Genomic DNA, 17,955 nt, shown 5'->3' with positions numbered 1-17,955 from the left:
AACGGTGGCCTGGTGAACATCAGTGTCCGCGACTCGAGCGGGCACTCCGCACAGTCCGCGGTTGCACTGCCGCTGGTCAACGCGTCGCTGCCCAACCTCCCGATTTCGTTGCCGACCATCTCTACGTCGCTCCCGAGCCTGCCGACGGTGTCGGTTCCCGCGTTGGGCACGGTCACCTCCGCGCTGCCCAAGGTCACCTCGGCGCTGCCGACAGTAGGGATCCCGGCCCTGCCCGACGTCACGTCTGTCCTTCCCAAGGTCACCTCCGCCCTACCGGCGGTAGGGATCCCGGCCGTGCCCGACGTCACCTCCGCGCTGCCCGACGTCACCTCCGCGCTGCCGAAGGTCAGCTCTGCGCTGCCGAAGTTGCCGGCGGTAGGGATTCCGGCGCTGCCCAAGGTCACCACTCCGGCACTACCGAAGCTCCCGACCCTGCCAACGGTCTCTGTTCCGGCGCTGCCGAGTCTCCCCACCCCGGCGCTCCCGAAGGTCTCAGCGCCCGCTTTGCCGAGCCTCCCGACCCCGACCCTTCCGAAGGTGACGACCCCGCCGCTGCCCAAGGTCACCACGCCGCCGCTGCCCAAGGTCACGACACCGCCGGTGCCGAGCCCGACCCTGCCGAAGGTCACGACACCGCCGCTGCCGAGCCCGACCCTGCCGAAGGTGACGACCCCGCCGCTGCCCAAGGCCACGACACCGCCGGTGCCGAGCCTGCCGACACCCGCGGCTCCCCTGCCGACGCCTGCGACGCCGTCGACCGCGGCCCCGGTGCGGTCCAGTCCGCCGCCGGCGACCACGACCTCGACCGCGACATCGGCACCTAGCGCGCCCGCACTTCCGGTGCCGACGCCGTCACTGCCGGTCCCCACACCCTCACTCCCGGGACTCTGATCGCAGGTCCGTCGTCCTCGCACGGTTCCCTTGGCGTGCGCCAAGTGCCACAATTCCCTCGGCTGCTTGCCGTCCGAGCCCCCCATCCTCAGGTCGGGTACGTCGCCATCACCTGTTGCCGAAGGGAGGCTTGTGCCGACCACCCCGACCGAAGCCCTGACCGACACTGAGCTCATCGCCGCCGTACGACGGCCATCCATCCAGCCGGGTCCCCGGCGTGGGAGCCGCGCCGAACAGACCGACCAGGCGCGCCACGCCTACGGGCAGCTCTGGGCGCGGCATGCCGGAGCGGCCCGGAACCTGGCTCGCCAACTCACCCGCAGCGACGCCGACGCCGACGACCTGGTGGCCGAGGCGTTCGCGCGGATCCTCGACGCCCTGCAGGCCGGTCGTGGTCCGGACACGGCGTTCCGCGCCTACCTGTTGACCACGGTGCGCAACACCTTCTACGACAAGGCGCGGCGCGACCGTCGAGTGACCTCCAGTGCCGACATGGCCGCGCACGACCGCGGCGTGCCGTTCGACGACCTCGTAGTCTCGGCGCTCGAGGCGTCGATGGCTGCACGCGCGTTCGCCGATCTGCCGGAACGCTGGCAGATGGTGCTGTGGCACACCGAGATCGAGGGCGCCGAGGCATCCGACGTAGCCCCGCTGCTCGGGCTCACCCCGAACGGCGTCTCGGCGCTCGCCTACCGGGCCCGCGAGGGCCTGCGGCAGGCGTATCTGCAGGTGCACCTGACGAGCCCTAACGGGCAGCGCTGTCGGACCACCGTCGAACGGCTCGGCGCATGGACCCGCAAGGGTCTGGCCCGGCGCGACGCCCGACGGGTCGAGGGGCATCTCTCCGACTGCCCGCAATGTCGCGCGCTCGCGGATGAACTCCTCGACGTCAACGCGGGGCTGCGCGGGGTCATCGCGCCGTTGGTCCTCGGCCTGCCGTTCGTGGCCGGTTATCTCGAGCTCACCGCCAGGTCCGCTTCCGCGGCCGGTGCCGGTGCCACCGCCGCGGCTGCTTCGGCCGGTACGTCGGCGGCGACCGGTTCCGCATCAGCCACGGGGTCGGGTGCTGGAGTGCCGGCTGCTATCTCGCGGCTGGCGCACCTTTCGAGTGTCGGGGCCGGGCAGATCGCCGCCGGTGCCGCGGCCGCCGCCGTCGTCGGCGCCGTGGTCGCGAGCCTGCTCCTCGGCAGCGGCGACAACACCGGGACGATCGGGTCGCCACCACCGGGTGGTCTGACGTTGAGCGCTCCGCCGAGCGGCTCGGCGAGACCCGGTCAGCCGACTTCGTCGACGTCTGGCCGACCCACGGCGACATCCGGGGCGCCGGGAACCGGCGGCTCGGGCGCACACGGTCCGCACGCCGGGACCAACGCCCCGGGCGGTGGACTGCTCGGTCCGGGTCCGTCCCCGGGCACCTCGTCGACCCCGACGGCGACCGGGCCGGCCGGCCAGAACCCGCCCGGTCAAGGTCCCCCCGGTCAAAACCCGCCCGGTGGGGGTACGCCGACCGGTCCGACCACCGCGCCGACCGGCCCCACCACCGCGCCGACCGGCGGCCCGACGCCGACCGGGACCACCCAGCCCACCGGCAACCCGCCGCCCACGACAAATCCGCCGACCCACAGCCCCCCGCCGTCCACAAAGCCGCCGACGAAGCCACCCACGAAGCCGCCGACAAAGCCACCCACGAAGCCGCCGGCGCCACCGCCGCCGGTCCTGAACTCGCCGACGATCTCGGTGCACACCCTGGTCCTCGGCATCTCGACGGGTCTCACGGTGACCGTGCACAACAGCGGCGGAAGCACAGCGACGGGAGTCGCGGTCGATCTGTCGCTGCCGGCCGGCGTACTCGCCCAACCCTCCGGAGCGTGCAGTGGAGGCGGCAGTTCGGCGACCTGCTCGATGGGATCGCTGAAGGCGGGGGCATCGGCGAGCATCAGGCTGCCGGTGCTCGCCTCCGCCCTCGGCAACGGGCTGGTCGGCGCGACCGCGCACGACTCGAGCGGTGGATCGGCGCACTCGTCCGCGGCACTCCCCGTCGTCGGCTCGCTCCCCATCCTCTGACGGCCGCTCCCCATTCCGCGTCAACGTGACGTTGATGCGGCTAGAGCGCTTGAACGTGACGTTCAAGCGGAATGGGGGGCGGCAACTTCGGACGGCGGGCGGTCGAGGGAGCGGGTCAGCCGACGCCGAGTTCGCGGGCGATCAGGATGCGCTGCACCTCTGAGGTGCCCTCGCCGATCTCGAGCACCTTCGAGTCGCGCCAGTGCCGGGCCACGGCGAACTCGTTCATGAACCCGTAGCCGCCGAAGATCTGGGTCGCGTCGCGCGCGTTGTCGACGGCGATCTGCGAGGAGTAGAGCTTCGCGATGGCGGCCTGCTTCTTGAACGGCTTACCGGCGACCATGCGCGCAGCGGCGTCGTAATAGGCGAGCCGGGCGACGTGGGTCCGCGTCTCCATGTCGGCGATGGTGAACGCGATCGCCTGATTGGCACCGATCGGTTTGCCGAACGCCTGACGCTCCCGGGAGTAGCGCACCGACTCATCGACACAGGCCTGTGCCAGACCGACGCCGAGCGCGGCGATCGCGATGCGCCCGCCGTCGAGGATGGACAGGAAGTTGGCGTAACCCCGGCCGCGCTCGCCGAGCAGATTGGCACTCGGTACCCGGCAGTCGTCGAAGGACAGTTCCCGGGTGTCCGAGGCGTGCCAGCCGACCTTCGAGTAGTTCTTCGACGCGGAGAAGCCGGCCCGCGGAATCGGAACCATGATCGAGGAGATCTCCTTGCGGCCGTCGCCCCCCGTCCCGGTGACCGCGGTGACGGTGACCAGCTCGCTGATGTCGGTCCCGGCGTTGGTGATGAAGCACTTCGAGCCGTTGATGACCCACTCGTCGCCGTCCAACCGGGCGGTGGTGCGGGTCGCCCCGGCGTCGGAGCCGCCACCGGGCTCGGTCAACCCGAATGCGCCGAGGGCCTGCCCCGACGTCAGCCGCGGCAGCCACTCCTGCTTCTGCGTCTCGTTCCCGAACGCATAGACCGGCATCGCCCCGAGTGATACGCCGGCCTCGAGGGTGATCGCGACGGACGAGTCGGCCCGGGCCAGCTCTTCAATCGCCAAACAGAGCGCGAAGTAATCGCCGCCCATCCCGCCGTACTCCTCGGGGAAGGGCAGGCCGAACAGCCCCATGTCCGCCATCTGCTTGACGACGGGATACGGGAAGGTGCTGTTCTGATCGGACTCGGCGGCCTGCGGCGCGACGACGGTGCGGGCGAAATCCTCGACCGTACGACGGAACGTCTCCTGCTCGGCGTCGAGGCAGTAGTCGGGCATCTCGGCTCATCCTCTCGAAGCCACCCGGGTCGGGCGGCGGACGATTCGACCGGGTGGATCGCACCGGGCTGTCCGGTAATACTCGCACGCGGTCCCTACACTGACGGGGTGCGTCTTGCGAGCCGGTTCAGCACCCCGTGGCGAATCATCGTCAAAGAGCTGTCCGCTTTCGGCGTTGTCGGCGCCGTCAACCTGGCCGTCGACGTCGGCATCTTCAACGCGCTGCACTTCGGCGCCGGCCTCGGCCCGCTGACCGCCAAGGTCATCTCCACGACGATCTCGACCACCCTGTCCTACTTCATGAACCGGCACTGGTCGTTCTCGCACCGCGCCCGCACCGGACTCGGTCGTGAATACACCCTGTTCTTCCTGCTCAACGGCGTGGCCCTGCTGATCGGGCTGGCCGTGATCGCGCTGGTGCACTACGGCTTCGGTCTGTCGAGCCCGTTCGCGCTCAATGTGGCCAACCTGATCGGGATCGGTCTGGGCTCGATCTTCCGGTTCTGGTCCTACAAGCGGTGGGTGTTCCTGAGCAAGCAGCGGGCGGACGAACGCTCGGATGCGCACTCGGCCGCCGGCCTGTCCTGACCCGGCGCCGGCCAGGGCCCGTTCAGCCGAGTTCTCCGCCCAGCTCCGCACGAGCCAGGTAGACCGTGAATACCGGCGGTGAGGATCTGCGCAATTCCAGCCGCCCGCCGTCGGCCTCGACGAGCGCCCGGGCCAGTGCGAGGCCGAGGCCGGTGCTGTTGGACCCGCTCACCCCGCGCTCGAAGAGCGACGGCACGAGGTCGGGCGCGACACCCGCCCCCTCGTCGGTCACCTCCACGACGACGTTGGTTCCGGCGATGTGCGCCGTCACCCGCACCGACCCGGCACCGTGCTGCACCGCGTTGTCCACCAGCGCGCCGACCGCCTGATGCAGCCGACCCGGGGTCGCGGTCGCCACCAGCCCCGGCTCGGCGACGACGCCGACCGACCGCCCGACCCGGGCGATCGCGGGCGCGTGCTCGGCGACGATGACGCGAAGCTCGTGGGCGACGTCGACCACCTCGGCGCCGGCCGCGCGCGCGTGCCGGGCCTGGGCCAGCAGTTCGTTGACCACGCCGGAGAGGCGTTCGGCCTGCTCCAGTGCCGCGACGGCCTCGGTCCGTACGTCGGGATCGTCGGAGAGCGCGATCTCCTCCAGCCGCATCTGCAGCGCCGTCAGCCGGGTCCGGAGTTGATGCGACACGTCGCTGGCGAGATCGCGCTCCCGGCGTACCAGCTCGGCGATCTCGTTGGCGCTGCGGTCGAGCACGTCGGAGACCCGGTCCAACTCGGGTACGCCGTGCCGGGTCGGGGAGAGGCGGAAGTCACCGGCACCGAGGCGGGCCGCCCGGTCGGCGACGTCGAGCAGCGGGCCGGACAACCGACGGGCGGAGAGTACGGCGACCCCGGCCGCGGCGGCCGCGGACAGGAGCGCGAGGCCGAGCACCAGGAGCCCGGCGCTGAGCTGTTCCTGGCGGATCCCCGCGGCCGGCCGCGCGACCTCGACCCGGCCCCCTTCGCGGACCGACACGCTCTGGGAGATGGCGTCCTTCCCCAGGTGCGGGCCGGAGTTGACGACCGCGCCGGAGGGAAGGGTGACCTGGACCTGCTGACCCGCGGGCACCAGTCGGGCCAGCCGCCGCGGGGAGATCTCGCCGAGGCCGATCCGGTCCTCGACGTAGGCCTGCACGGCCTGTGTCTCACGCAGCAGGTCGTTGTTGGCGACGTCGGAGATCAACCGGACCGTCACGATGAGCAGCGGCAGCCCGAGCACCAGAATGGCGACCGCCACGACGCCGAGCGTCGACAGCAGAAGCCGGCGCCGCATGGCGGACCCGGGTCAGCCGCGCTCGAAGCGGAATCCGACCCCTCGCACGGTGGACAGCAGCCGGGAGTTCTGCGGGTCGTCGCCGAGTTTGCGGCGCAGCCAGGAGACGTGCATGTCCAGCGTCTTGGAGGCGGTGCCCTCCGTGTCGTCCCACACGTCGCGCATGATCTCGTCGCGGGTCACCACGGTGCCGGCCCGCTCCAGCAGCACCCGCAGTAGCTCGAACTCCTTGTTGGACAGGGACAGCTCCGCGTCGTTCTGCCAGACCCGCCGCGACGGTATCTCCAGCCGTACCCCGCTGGCCTCCAGCAGGTCGACCCCGCGGCGGCGCAGCAGCGCCCGCACCCGGGCCAACAGCTCGGCCAGCCGGAACGGCTTGGCCACGTAGTCGTCGGCACCGGCGTCCAGGCCAACCACGAAATCCACCTCGTCGGTGCGGGCGGTCAGCACCAGCACCGGCACGGTCGACTTCGCCGCCCGCAGCCGGCGGCAGACCTCCAGACCGTCCATCCCCGGCAGTCCCAGGTCCAACACCACCAGGCCGACCAGGCCGGACAGCGCGCTCTGCAACGCCGACTGGCCGTCCCGGCGGACTATGACGTCGTATCCCTCACGCTGTAGGGCGCGCGACAAAGGCTCCGAAATGGCCGAATCATCCTCGGCAAGCAATACGGCAGGCACGCGGTCACCATAAGCCGAACACGTCGATGCCCGCCGCACCCGGGTCCAAAGTCGACTCCGGACGCGTCCCCGCGCTGCGTCGGCGGTGTGAGAGCGTGGCGCGGTGACCCTGCATTTCGAAGATCTCGTGGCGGGTGCCGTCTTCGACCTGGGAACGGCCGCGGTCGACGAGGAGGAGATGCTCGCCTTCGCCAAGCAGTTCGACCCGCAGCCGTTCCACGTCGACCCGCGGGCGGCCGAGCAGAGCCCGTTCCACGGCGTGATCGCCTCCGGCTGGTTCACCGGAAGCCTGTTCATGCGGCTCTACGTCGACGCGCTGCTGGCGGACTCGGCGAGCCAGGGCTCGCCCGGCTGCGAGGACCTGCGCTGGCTGTCCCCGGTCCGTGGTGGCGACCTGCTCACCGGCCGGCTCACCGTCCTCGAGACCCGGGACTCGGCCACCCGCGCCGACCGGGGCACGGCGATCATGCGCGGCGAGCTGCTGCGCGACGGGGAGCCGGTCTTCCGGGTCACCTTCCGCGGGCTCTTCGGCCGCCGTACGCCCCTGACCCGCTGACGCCCGGCGGACCGGCCCGGGGAAACGCGGCTTTCACCCGGTTGGGGTGATGCCGGCCGATCCGGGCGGCGCGAGCCTGAGGGCTACGGGCCGACGAGGCCGGTGGAGGTACGCATGTCGAGCTTGCGCACGCGTCTGGCCGGCCACCGGGAGCACCCCCAGTCGGCGAACGGGCAGCTCACGCCGGCCGCCCTGCGGACTCCGAGCGCGGCGGGATGGGCCGGGATCCTCTTCGCCGTGCTCTTCACCCTCGCCGTGGTCCTGATCCACCTGGCGGCGCCGGCCAATCCGAACGACGTGCACGGGTGGCTCGGCAACCCCACCGGGCGGACCGAGCTCCACGTGGGGCTGACCCTGGTGCCGTTCTGCGGGATCTTCTTCCTCTGGTTCATGGGAGCGGTGCGCTCCCAGATCGGCGACCGGGAGGACAAGTTCTTCGGGACCCTCTACCTCGGCAGCGGCCTGCTCTTCCTCGCGATGCTGTTCATCCTTGCCGCCCTCTTCGTCGGGTTGATCACGGTGACCAACCAGCACAGCGGTACGCCGCCGAATGATCTGTGGCGGTTCGGGCGCAGCACGATCTACAACATCACGAACAGCTACGGGCTGCGTATGGCCGCGGTCTTCACCATCTCGACCTCGATGATCGCGCTGAAGCTGCGACTGCACCACCGGTGGATCACGTGGTCCGGCTTCCTGGTCGGCATCCTGCTGCTGGTCACGGCGACGACCGTGCCGTGGATCGAACTCGTCTTCCCCGCCTGGGTCTTCGCCGTCAGCGTCAACATCCTGCTGCGCACCCGCGCCGGAGCGACGCCCGCATCGGTGGCCGCGGCGTCTGCCGCGTCCTAGGGCGGGTCGTCGGTCAGCGATCCGGGAGCGCCAGCAACTCCACCGGTTCACCGGCCCATCCCGGCGGTACCACGGCGAGCGCGTCGGCCACGGCCGCTCCCCACAGCGAGGCCGGCCGGTCGTGCCCGGTCGGAGCCACGGTGACGCCGTCGATCCGGCGTACCGCAATGATCCGGGTGAGATCCGCCGGGCGGTGCCAGCCGTCGAGCCGCGCCGTCGGGAGCACCGGCATCGCCCGGCCGGCCAGGCCGGCGCAGAGCGGTCCGAGCATCGTGAGCAGCGCGACGAGCGCGGCATAGGGATTTCCGGGCAGACCGACGACCGGCCGGCCGTCGGGGAGTACGGCGAGGGCCTGCGGGTGGCCCGGCCGGCAGGCGACCCCGGCGACGACGACGGTCGCGCCGAGTCCGGTGAGCACGTCGGACAGCGGGTCGGTCGTCCCCACCGACGACCCGCCGCAGGTGAGGATCACGTCACCGGCGGGGTCGGTCAGGGCCCCGGCGAGCTCCGCCGGGTCGTCGCCGACGCGGGTCAACTCCACGACGTCGCCGCCGAGCCCGGCGATCAGGCCGGGCAGCGCCGGTCCGAGCGCGTCGCGCACCCGGCCGGGGCCGGGCGGGCCACTCGTCACCACCTCGTTGCCGGAGACCACCGCGCGGACCCGCGGCCGGGGCCGGACGCACAGCGAGTCGAGGCCCAGGCCGGCGGCCAGGCCGAGCAGTGCCGGTGTCACCGGGGTGCCGGCTTCGGCCAGGATCGCATCGGCCGGGACCGTCTCACCGGTCCGCCGGATGTGCCGGCCGGCGGCGATCTCGCCGGTCACCGTCGCGCCCGCCCGGTGTGCGTCTTCGTACGGCAGTACGGCGTCGGTCCCAACCGGCACCGGCGCACCGGTCGCGATCTCGACCGTCTCCCCCGGACCCAGCCGACCCGGCTCGGCCGTATCGGCCAGCAGCCGGCCGACGACCCGCCAGGGACCCGGTCCGGCGACCGCGTAGCCGTCCATCGCCGTGCTGTCGGCGCTGGGCAGCGGCCGCGGCGCGATCAGTGCGGCGGCGAGCGTCGCACCGGCCGCGTCGGCGAGGCGCCGCTCGACGGGCGGGAGCGAGCTGCCCGCGGAGAACGCGCAGGCCCGGGCCTTCGGCCACGGGGTGCCGGTACGTCTCACCGCGGCTCGGCGCTCCACCCCTCGACGAGCCGGCTCACCCGGCCGGCCGCGTCGACGGCGGCTGCGGCCGGGTCCTCGGCGCGGCCGGCGGCGAGCCCGACGAGGAACGCCGTCAGGGGTGCCGCCGGACGGGCCACCCCGTGCGCCACGTCGCGGGCCAGGTCGAGCACCAGCGTGGTCGCGCCGTCGGCGTCCACCAGGTCGGTGATGTCGAGTTCCCGGCATACCGCCGCGGTCCACTCCTCGAGCGTGCTCATCCCCACTCCCTCGCGCGCGCCAGGTCGGCCGGTGTGTCGCAGTCGAACCACGGCGGTGCCGATCCCGCGCGCACCCGAACGGTACGGCGGAGCACGGCCGGCGCGGCGGCCACCACCTGCCGCAGCGGCGTCCCCGCACCGACGCCGGCCAGCGCCGTACGCAGCGCCGCCGTGCGCCACACCGCGCACAACGGCTGGTCGCGACCGTCGTCGTCGACGAGCAGGGCGAGCGCCGGACCGTCGTCGGCGGCGACCGCGCGGCGCAGGTCGTCGAGCACCGCGCCCGTGACGAACGGCAGGTCGCCCCCGAGTACGGCGACCTGGGCCGCGCGGACGTGCGGGATACCGGCGACCAGCGCCGCCGCGGGACCCCCGCCGGGCGGGTCCTCACGGGCCACGACGTCGGCCCGCACCCCGGCGTACGCCGGACCGACCACGATCAGCTGCCCGGCATCGGCCGCGGCGGCGGCAACCCGCGCCACGATCGGCCGGTCGCCGACCTGCAACGCCGGCTTGTCCGCGCCACCGAGCCGGCGGCCCGAACCGCCGGTCAGCAGCACCGCGTCGAACTCCTGGAGCGGCGTCACCGGAGTCGGTCGGCGCCGGCATAAACGTTGCAGCGCCGGCCGCGCAGGAACCCGACCAGCGTCATCCCGAACTCCTCGGCCAGGGCGACCGCGAGGCTGGACGGGGCGGAGACCGCGCACAGTACGGCGATCCCGGCGACGAGCGCCTTCTGCACGACCTCGAAACCGGCCCGGCCGCTTACTACGAGCACCTGGTCGCGCAGCGGCAGCCGGTCGTCGAGCAGTTCCTGCCCGACGACCTTGTCCACGGCGTTGTGCCGGCCGACGTCCTCCCTGACCAGCAGCGGCTCGCCCGCCGCGGTGAACAACCCCGCGGCGTGCAGCCCGCCGGTCGCCGCGAAGGTCGCCTGCGCCGCACGGAGCTTGTCCGGGAGGGAGTAGAGCATCTCGGCGTCGATCCGCGGTCCCTCGGCCGGCGGCGGGACGCCACGCACCTTCAGTGCCTCGAGGCTGGTCTTGCCGCACACGCCGCAGGCCGATGACATGGTGCCGCGCCGCTCCATCCCGGACAGGTCCGGCACGGGACCGCGAATGCCGACGGTCACGACGTTGTAGGCCTGTTCCTGCGCCGTGATGTCGGTGCAGTAGTCGATCTGGCGCAGCTCGTCGCGGCCGCCGAGGATCCCCTCGCTGTGCAGCAGCCCGGCGGCGAGGGCGAAATCGTCGCCCGGGGTGCGCATGGTGACCGCGACCGGCGTGACGATCCCGCCGGCGTCGAGCCGGACCTCGAGCGGCTCCTCGGTCGTCACGGTGTCCCGGCGTACGACGGTCCGCCCGTCCTCGAGCACCTGCACCCGGGCCCGTGTGGTGCTTGCTGGGCGCGACGGCATGTTCGTAGGCTACGGCGCCGCGTCGACGACCCGGCGCCGGTCGTCGGGCAGCCGCTGGGTGCGGCCGCGGCGGTCGAGCAGTTCGAGCAGCGGTACGGCGACCCGGCGGCTGGTGGCGAGGGCCCGCCGGGCCTCGCTGGTGGTGAACGGTTGCGGCAGCCCGCCGACCACCTGCGCGGCACGCGCGTCGGCGCCCGGCAACAGGTAGACGCCGTCGGTGACCTTGAGCAGCTCACCGGCCCGGACGGCGGCGGCCAGCTGGCGCGACCCGAGCCCGAGGTCGGCGAGCCGGCGCGACTCGGGCGCCGCGAACGGCGCGTCGGCGAGGTCGCGGCGTACCTCGTCGAGCGCAGCCGTCAGCTCCGCGGGCAGCGGCGGACCGGCCACCCACAACCTGCCGTCCCGCAGCGTGATCGGGCGGGCGACGAGCGCGCGGACGAGGCGGCCGTCGGGCAGGTCCAGCAGGTGCCGGGCGGCCTCGACCGGCAGCCCGGGGTCGAGCGGGTGGGCCGCGGCGTGGTCGGCGACGGCAGCATTGAGCTGCACGCGGAGCTGCGCCCAGTGGTCCGGGTCGGCGAGCCAGTCGCCGGCGACGGGCGCACCCGGCGGCTCCGCACCCATCGCCCGCAGTTCCGGCACCCGGATCAGCCGGCGGCGACGCAGCTCGGCGGCACCGTCCGGCACCCCGTCGGCTCGCGCCAGTACGCCGGCCCGGGCGCGGGCCGCGCCACGGCGGGACAACGCCGGCGGCCGGACGTCGAGCACGAGCACCCCGGCGGCGACCCGGCGCCGCCCCGGATCGCGCAGCACGGCACGGTCGCCGATCCGCAGCGGCAGCGGCTCCGCGAGCGAGAGCCGCACGGTGTCGGCACCGAGCGGGCGCACCCGCACCGGCGCGGCGGCCGAGCCGACGTGCAGCGACATCTCGCTCGGCAGGTCGTCGGCCGGGTCCCCGCGGAGCCGGACGTCGACGAGGTCGGTGAGCAGCCAGGCGTCGGGGGTCAGCAGGGTGGTGCCGCGGCGTACCTCGTCCGGGTGCACGCCGCGCAGGTTGACGGCGATCCGGGCGGTGGCGTCCATGGCATCGACCGGTCGTCCGAGCGACTGCAGTCCCCGGACGGTGACGGTGCGCCCGCCCGGCGCGATCAGCAGCGGGTCACCGGTGCGGACCGAGCCCGCGGCCAGCGTGCCGGTGACGACCGTGCCGGCGCCGCGCACGGTGAACGCCCGGTCGATCCACAGCCGCACCGGCGCGGTGAGATCCGGCGGTGGTAGCGCGGCCACCAGCCGATCCAGCGCGGCCCGCAGCTGGTCGAGGCCCGTGCCTGTCTCGCCGCTGACCGCCACCGCCTCGACCTGTCCGAGTGACGTCCGGGCGATGTGGGCCCGCGCGCTTTCCATGGCGGGCGCCGGGTCGGCCAGGTCGGCGCGGGTGACGGCGAGCAGGCCGTGCTGCACCCCGAGCGCGTCGAGGGCGTCGAGATGCTCTGCCGATTGGGGCATCCAGCCCTCGTCGGCGGCGACGACGAGCAGCACCGCCGGCACCGGGCCGACGCCGGCGAGCATGTTGCCGACGAACCGCTCATGCCCTGGTACGTCGACGAAAGCGACCGTCCCGCCGGACGGGAGCGTGGTCCACGCGTAGCCGAGGTCGATGGTCATGCCGCGGCGACGTTCCTCGGCCCAGCGGTCGGGCTCCATCCCGGTCAGCGCCCGGACCAGTGTCGACTTGCCGTGGTCGACGTGTCCCGCGGTCGCGACGACGTACATCACCGCCACCCGCTTCGATCCGGCACTCGATGCGGCTCTCCATTCGGCTTGGGGGCGCAGCCATTCCGCGTCAACGTGACGTTGATGCGGCTAGAGCGCGTGAACGTCACGTTCACGCGGAATGGGGCGGGTCGGTCGGGGTCGCGGCGACGACGGCGGCGCGCAGCCGGTCGTCCATCGCCGCCGGAACCGCGCGCAGATCGAGCAGGCACCGGCCGTTCTCGACCCGGCCGAGTACGGCCGGCTCGCCGTGGCGCAGCAGCTCGGCGTACGGCGCCGGCAGGCTCACCGCAGCGCTGGGCAGCAGCACGCCAGGTGCGCCGCCGCCGCCCACCTCGGCGTCGGTCTCGGCGACGTCGGCGGCGATCCCGGCCGCGCGCAACGTCTCGGCAATGGCGGCAGCGCGGCCGACCAGCGTCGCCCGGTCGGCCTCCAGCGCCTGCACCGTCGGTATCCCCGCGCCACGCAGGGTGGCCTCCAGCGCGGCCAAGGTCAGCTTGTCGACCCGCAGGGCGCGGGCCAGCGGATGCCGACGGAGCCGCTCGACCAGGTCGGCCCGGCCGAGCAGCAGCCCCGCCTGCGGGCCACCGAGCAGCTTGTCGCCGCTCGCGGTGACCAGGTCCGCCCCGGCGCGCAACGTCGTGGCCGCGTCCGGCTCATCCGGCAGCGCGGGATGCGCGGCGAGCAGCCCGGAGCCGATGTCCACCACCAGCGGTGTGGGCAGGCCGGCCAGCTCGGTGACCGACGCCGAGGTGGTGAAGCCGGAGACGCTGAAGTTCGACGGGTGCACCTTGAGGATGAAGCCGGTGTCCGGACCGACCGCGTCGGCGTAGTCGCGCAGCACGGTGCGGTTGGTCGTCCCCACCTCGCGCAGCCGCGCGCCGGTCGACGCGAGCAGGTCGGGCAGCCGGAACCCGTCCCCGATCTCCACCATCTCGCCGCGGCTGATCACGATCTCGCGGCCCTGGGCAAGGGCGGTCGCGACCAGCACGAGAGCCGCCGCGTTGTTGTTCACCACGTGCACGCCCGCAGCGTCCGGTACGGCGTCGGCCAGCGCGGCGATCGTGCCGCGTCCCCGTCGGCCGCGCCGGCCGGTCGCGAGGTCGAGCTCGACGTCGGTACTGCCGCTCGCGGTGAGCAGGGCGTCCCGCGCCGCGTCGGACAGCGGCGCCCGGCCGAGGTTGGTGTGCAGCAATACGCCGGTGGCGTTGAGCACCGGCCGCAGGGTCGCCGCCGCCGGGGGCAGCGCGGACAGCGCCGCCTCGACCACGCCGTCGGGGCCGATCTCCCCCGTCCGGCAACGTTGCTGGGCCTCGGCGACCGCTGCCTTCACCACGTCGCGGTGCAGCCGCCGCAACGCCGGCGCCAGCCGCGGGTCGGCGAGCACGGCGTCGGTGCGCGGTACCCGCCGGCGGAGGTCGTCCACGTTGCGCGACGCTACGCCGCCCGCGGCTCGATCCGGCCCGGACGGTCGACGCGGGCCGGTGCCGGGCGGCACACTGCTGGTGCGGGTCCGGTCGGGCAGCGGACGGGCCGCCCCGGGGAGGACCAGGTGACGATCGATCCGGACAGGTCCGCCGACTACGACGTCCTGGTCGTCGGCTCGGGCTTCGGCGGGTCGGTGACCGCGCTCCGGCTGGCGGAGAAGGGCTACCGGGTCGGCGTACTCGAGGCCGGTCGGCGGTTCGATCCGGCGACGCTGCCGGCGACGTCCTGGGACCTGCGCAACTTCCTGTGGGCACCGAGGCTGGGCTGCACCGGCATCCAGCGGATCCATCTGCTGCGCAACGTCGTCGTCCTCGCCGGAGCCGGTGTCGGCGGCGGATCGCTCAACTACGCCAACACCCTTTACGAGCCGCCGCAGGCCTTCTACGACGACACACAGTGGCGCGACATCACCGACTGGCGGGCCGAGCTCGCGCCGTACTACGCGGAGGCCAGCCGGATGCTGGGCGTGACCCGCAACCCGACCATGACGCCCGCCGACGAGGAGATGAAGGCGGTAGCCGAGGAGATGGGCGTCGGTGACACGTTCCGTCTGACGCCGGTCGGCGTCTTCTTCGGCGCTGAGGGCGTCGCGCCGGGCACCGAGGTCGACGACCCGTACTTCGGCGGGGTGGGGCCGTCCCGGCGTACCTGCATCCAGTGTGGACAGTGCATGACCGGGTGCCGGCACGGCGCCAAGAACACCCTGACCACCAATTACCTCTACCTCGCCGAGCGGGCCGGCGCCGTCGTCCACCCGCTGACGACGGTCACCCGGATCACCCCGGGCGGCGGCGGATACACCGTCGACACCGTCCGCACCGGCACCTGGCGGGCCCGGCGCACCACGCGCACCTTCACGGCCAGGCAGGTCGTGCTCGCCGCAGGGGCATGGGGCACGCAGCAGCTGCTGCACCGGGCGGTCGCCGACGGTCAACTCCCCGATGTGTCCGCGAGGCTCGGAGTGCTGACCCGCACCAACTCCGAGGCCCTGCTCGGCGCCACCCGCAACGAGTCCACTGTGGATTACACCCGCGGGGTGGCGATCTCGTCGTCGTTCGAGGCTGACGAGCACACCCACATCGAGCCGGTGCGCTACGGCCGGGGGTCCAATGCGATGGGCCTGCTCGGCACGCTGCAGGTCGACGGCGGCGGGCCGGTGCCGCGGTGGGCGAAGTGGCTCGGCGCCGCGGCCCGTCATCCGGCGCGGCTCGCCCGCAGCGTCGACGTACGCCAATGGTCCGAGCGCACCATCATCGCGCTGGCGATGCAGTCGCTGGACAACTCGATCACGGTGGTACGGCGGCGCGGGCCCCTCGGTCGCACCCGGCTGACGTCCCGCCCGGGTCACGGCGCGCCCAACCCGTCCTGGATCCCGGTCGCGCACGACGTCGTACGCCGGCTCGCCACCCGGATCGGCGGCTGGCCCGGCGGGACAGTGGGTGACGTGGCCAACATCCCGATGACGGCGCACTTCCTCGGCGGCTGCGCGATCGGCGCGGACGCGGGCACGGGGGTGATCGACGCCTATCACCGGGTCTATGGCCATCCCGGGCTGCACGTCGTCGACGGCTCCGCCGTCTCGGCGAACCTCGGGGTCAACCCGGCGCTGACGATCACCGCCCAGGCCGAGCGCGCGATGGCGCTGTGGCCCAACAAGGGCGCGGCCGATCCGCGACCGGCGTTGGGGGCGCCGTACCGGCGGATCGAGCCGGTCGCCGCCCGCTCGCCGGCGGTCCCGGCGCGTCACCCGACGCCGGGAGGCACCGCGGCCCCGTAATCTGACCGCGCACCGTGTCCGCCCACGACGAGTACGGGGTCGCCGAATGTCCCAGCTGAGCTATCTGCAGGCCGTGTCGATCGGACTGCTGCAGGGCGTCAGTGAGCTGTTCCCGGTGTCGAGCCTCGGGCACTCGATCCTGGTGCCGGCGCTGATCGGCGGTTCGTGGGAACAGTTGGTCACCCAGCAGTCGGAGTCCGAGTCGCCGTACCTCGCGTTCATCGTGGGCCTGCACGTCGCGACCGCGCTGGCCCTGCTGCTCTTCTTCTGGCGCGACTGGGTCCGGCTGATCCGCGGGCTCTTCTCCTCGATCGCGCGGCGCCGTATCGAGACCGTCGACGAGAAGATGATCTGGCTGCTGATCATCGCGACCATCCCGGCCGGGCTCGTCGGCCTGCTGCTCGAACACCCGCTGCGGACGCTCTTCGCGAAGCCGCTCGCGGCCTCGATCTTCCTGACCATCAATGGGCTGGTGCTCTTCAGCGGGGAGTTCCTGCGTCGCCGGTTCGCCGACCGGGACCCGGACCGTCCGATGTCCACCGATCCCGACGTGACGGACGAGCCGGGGATCGTGGCTCGGATCGGGGTGGGCAGCGCCGTGATAATCGGCGTGGCGCAGATAACGGCGCTCTTCGCCGGGATCAGCCGCTCCGGGGTGACGATGGTGGCCGGTCTGCTGCGCGGCCTGAACCACGAGCAGGCGGTGCGGTTCGCGTTCCTGCTCGCGACGCCGATCATCCTCGGCGCCGGCGTCTACAAGCTGCCGGACCTCGCCGGCCCGCTGGGCAACGGCATCCGCGGGCAGGTCGTCGTCGGCAGCGTCGCGGCCTTCGTCGCGGCTCTGATCTCGGTCAAATTCCTGACCCGCTACTTCGAGACCCGCACCCTCACGCCGTTCGCGATCTACTGCGTGCTCTTCGGCGGCGCGTGCGTCATCTACTTCAGCTGAGCGCGCCGGCCGGGCGGTGTGTGGCGGAGGCGGACGGGAATCGAACCCGCCAGACCGAGATCCTCGGCCTCTACGGTTTTGAAGACCGCGCCGGTCACCAGGCCGGATACGCCTCCGCCCGCGAGGCTAACGACGCCGCCCGTCCGCCGCGCACTCCCCCCGCCTCCCCATGATCAAGAGGGGATTCGTACGGCGTTTCGTACCGAAATCCCCTCTTGATCACGGGAGAGGGAGCGGGAAGCGGGCGAACGTCGGGTCAGAAGCCGCCGGTGTCGCGGGCCATCTCGACGTTGCCGGCTCCGAGGCCGCCGTCCACCGGGAGTACGGCGCCGCTGATCCAGGCGGCCCGGTCGGAGGCGAGGAAGCATGCCGCCTCGGCGATGTCGGGCGGCTCGCCGACCCGGCCGAGCGGATACCAGCGGGCCAGCTTGGTGAGCGTGTCGGGGTCGCGGGCAAGCCGGTCCGTCCAGATCGGGCCGCGGACCGTGCCCGGGGCGATCGCGTTGGTACGCACGTTGGAGTCGCCGTACATCGCGGCGAGGGTGCGGGTGAGCGAGATCAGTGCGGCCTTGGCGGCGCTGTAGGCCGGGTCGCCGTAGAAGCTCAGGCCGTTGACCGACGCGATGTTGATGATGCTGCCGCGACGGTGCTCGATCATCGCCGGCAGCACCGCCCGCGCACCGTGCACGGCACCCTTGACGATGACGTCGAAGATGTGGTCCCACTGCTCGAGCGGGGTGTCGAGGAACGACTCGGCCGGGGCGATCGCCGCGTTGTTGACGAGAATGTCGACCGGCCCCAGTTCGTTGGCGGCCTCCTCGACGACGCGGGTGACCTGCGCGGCGTCGGTGACGTCCATGACCCGGCCGATCACGCTCGAGCCGTCGCCCGTCCCGTGCTCGACGACCTCGCGGACCGCCGTGTCGTCGAGGTCGGTGACAACGATCGCGGCGCCCTGCT

General features: G+C 72.9%; 17 protein-coding genes and 1 tRNA gene. 7 read left to right on the top strand and 11 right to left on the bottom strand.

Going from position 1 to position 17,955, the window contains the following annotated elements:
• Together VGH85_09970 and VGH85_09965 are read left to right on the top strand one after the other, a co-directional pair.
• Positions 1 to 891, top strand: an 891-nt coding sequence (locus VGH85_09970; GenBank protein ID HEY2174121.1) for a hypothetical protein, incomplete at its 5' end; no start/stop codon positions are given.
• A gap of 132 nt (positions 892 to 1,023) precedes the next feature.
• On the top strand, positions 1,024 to 2,955 hold the full coding sequence (locus VGH85_09965) for a sigma-70 family RNA polymerase sigma factor (protein ID HEY2174120.1): 1,932 nt from the start codon (positions 1,024 to 1,026) through the stop codon (positions 2,953 to 2,955).
• A gap of 115 nt (positions 2,956 to 3,070) precedes the next feature.
• Here the strand turns inward: VGH85_09965 and VGH85_09960 are convergent, their stop codons facing one another.
• Positions 3,071 to 4,225, bottom strand: a complete 1,155-nt coding sequence (locus VGH85_09960; protein ID HEY2174119.1) for an acyl-CoA dehydrogenase family protein — start codon at positions 4,223 to 4,225, stop codon at positions 3,071 to 3,073.
• Between the two features lie 108 nt (positions 4,226 to 4,333).
• On the opposite strand from VGH85_09960, the gene VGH85_09955 reads away from it, so the two are divergent.
• Positions 4,334 to 4,813, top strand: coding sequence for a GtrA family protein (locus VGH85_09955; protein HEY2174118.1), 480 nt, complete (start codon positions 4,334 to 4,336; stop codon positions 4,811 to 4,813).
• A gap of 22 nt (positions 4,814 to 4,835) precedes the next feature.
• Here the strand turns inward: VGH85_09955 and VGH85_09950 are convergent, their stop codons facing one another.
• Together VGH85_09950 and VGH85_09945 are read right to left on the bottom strand one after the other, a co-directional pair.
• Positions 4,836 to 6,080, bottom strand: a complete 1,245-nt coding sequence (locus VGH85_09950; protein ID HEY2174117.1) for an ATP-binding protein — start codon at positions 6,078 to 6,080, stop codon at positions 4,836 to 4,838.
• A 12-nt stretch (positions 6,081 to 6,092) separates the two neighbouring features.
• On the bottom strand, positions 6,093 to 6,761 hold the full coding sequence (locus VGH85_09945) for a response regulator transcription factor (GenBank protein ID HEY2174116.1): 669 nt from the start codon (positions 6,759 to 6,761) through the stop codon (positions 6,093 to 6,095).
• Between the two features lie 103 nt (positions 6,762 to 6,864).
• On the opposite strand from VGH85_09945, the gene VGH85_09940 reads away from it, so the two are divergent.
• Together VGH85_09940 and VGH85_09935 are read left to right on the top strand one after the other, a co-directional pair.
• Positions 6,865 to 7,317: a MaoC family dehydratase gene (locus tag VGH85_09940; protein ID HEY2174115.1), complete on the top strand. Its 453-nt coding sequence runs from the start codon at positions 6,865 to 6,867 to the stop codon at positions 7,315 to 7,317.
• Between the two features lie 114 nt (positions 7,318 to 7,431).
• Positions 7,432 to 8,169, top strand: a complete 738-nt coding sequence (locus VGH85_09935; protein ID HEY2174114.1) for a hypothetical protein — start codon at positions 7,432 to 7,434, stop codon at positions 8,167 to 8,169.
• A gap of 13 nt (positions 8,170 to 8,182) precedes the next feature.
• Here VGH85_09935 and VGH85_09930 read toward each other — a convergent pair whose 3' ends face one another.
• The 6 genes from VGH85_09930 to selA all read right to left on the bottom strand — a co-directional run bounded on the left by VGH85_09930 (position 8,183) and on the right by selA (position 14,207).
• Positions 8,183 to 9,337, bottom strand: coding sequence for a molybdopterin molybdotransferase MoeA (locus tag VGH85_09930; GenBank protein HEY2174113.1), 1,155 nt, complete (start codon positions 9,335 to 9,337; stop codon positions 8,183 to 8,185).
• Entirely contained in the window at positions 9,334 to 9,594 is a 261-nt protein-coding gene (locus tag VGH85_09925; protein ID HEY2174112.1) for a DUF6457 domain-containing protein, read from the bottom strand. The genes VGH85_09930 and VGH85_09925 overlap by 4 nt, the downstream gene beginning before the upstream one ends.
• Entirely contained in the window at positions 9,591 to 10,181 is a 591-nt protein-coding gene (locus tag VGH85_09920; GenBank protein ID HEY2174111.1) for an NTP transferase domain-containing protein, read from the bottom strand. Before VGH85_09920 ends, VGH85_09925 begins: the two co-directional genes overlap by 4 nt.
• Entirely contained in the window at positions 10,178 to 11,011 is an 834-nt protein-coding gene (fdhD, locus tag VGH85_09915; GenBank protein ID HEY2174110.1) for a formate dehydrogenase accessory sulfurtransferase FdhD, read from the bottom strand. Before fdhD ends, VGH85_09920 begins: the two co-directional genes overlap by 4 nt.
• A gap of 9 nt (positions 11,012 to 11,020) precedes the next feature.
• Complete coding sequence (selB, locus tag VGH85_09910) at positions 11,021 to 12,781, bottom strand: selenocysteine-specific translation elongation factor (GenBank protein HEY2174109.1); 1,761 nt, start codon at positions 12,779 to 12,781, stop codon at positions 11,021 to 11,023.
• 112 nt (positions 12,782 to 12,893) lie between these two features.
• On the bottom strand, positions 12,894 to 14,207 hold the full coding sequence (gene selA, locus VGH85_09905) for an L-seryl-tRNA(Sec) selenium transferase (protein ID HEY2174108.1): 1,314 nt from the start codon (positions 14,205 to 14,207) through the stop codon (positions 12,894 to 12,896).
• A gap of 132 nt (positions 14,208 to 14,339) precedes the next feature.
• Here selA and VGH85_09900 point away from each other — a divergent pair, with 132 nt between their 5' ends.
• Together VGH85_09900 and VGH85_09895 are read left to right on the top strand one after the other, a co-directional pair.
• The gene (locus VGH85_09900; protein HEY2174107.1) at positions 14,340 to 16,046 is read left to right on the top strand and encodes a GMC family oxidoreductase; all 1,707 of its coding nucleotides are present in this window, start codon (positions 14,340 to 14,342) and stop codon (positions 16,044 to 16,046) included.
• Positions 16,047 to 16,092: 46 nt separating this feature from the next.
• The gene (locus VGH85_09895) at positions 16,093 to 16,995 is read left to right on the top strand and encodes an undecaprenyl-diphosphate phosphatase (protein HEY2174106.1); all 903 of its coding nucleotides are present in this window, start codon (positions 16,093 to 16,095) and stop codon (positions 16,993 to 16,995) included.
• 21 nt (positions 16,996 to 17,016) lie between these two features.
• Here the strand turns inward: VGH85_09895 and VGH85_09890 are convergent.
• Positions 17,017 to 17,111: transfer RNA gene (locus VGH85_09890), tRNA-Sec, on the bottom strand.
• A gap of 140 nt (positions 17,112 to 17,251) precedes the next feature.
• A partial coding sequence (locus VGH85_09885) for an SDR family oxidoreductase (protein HEY2174105.1) occupies positions 17,252 to 17,955 on the bottom strand: 704 nt, incomplete at its 5' end.

It is taken from the genome of Mycobacteriales bacterium, assembly GCA_036497565.1.
GTDB lineage: Bacteria > Actinomycetota > Actinomycetes > Mycobacteriales > QHCD01 > DASXJE01.
This window is presented reverse-complemented; position numbering and strand designations above follow the sequence as displayed.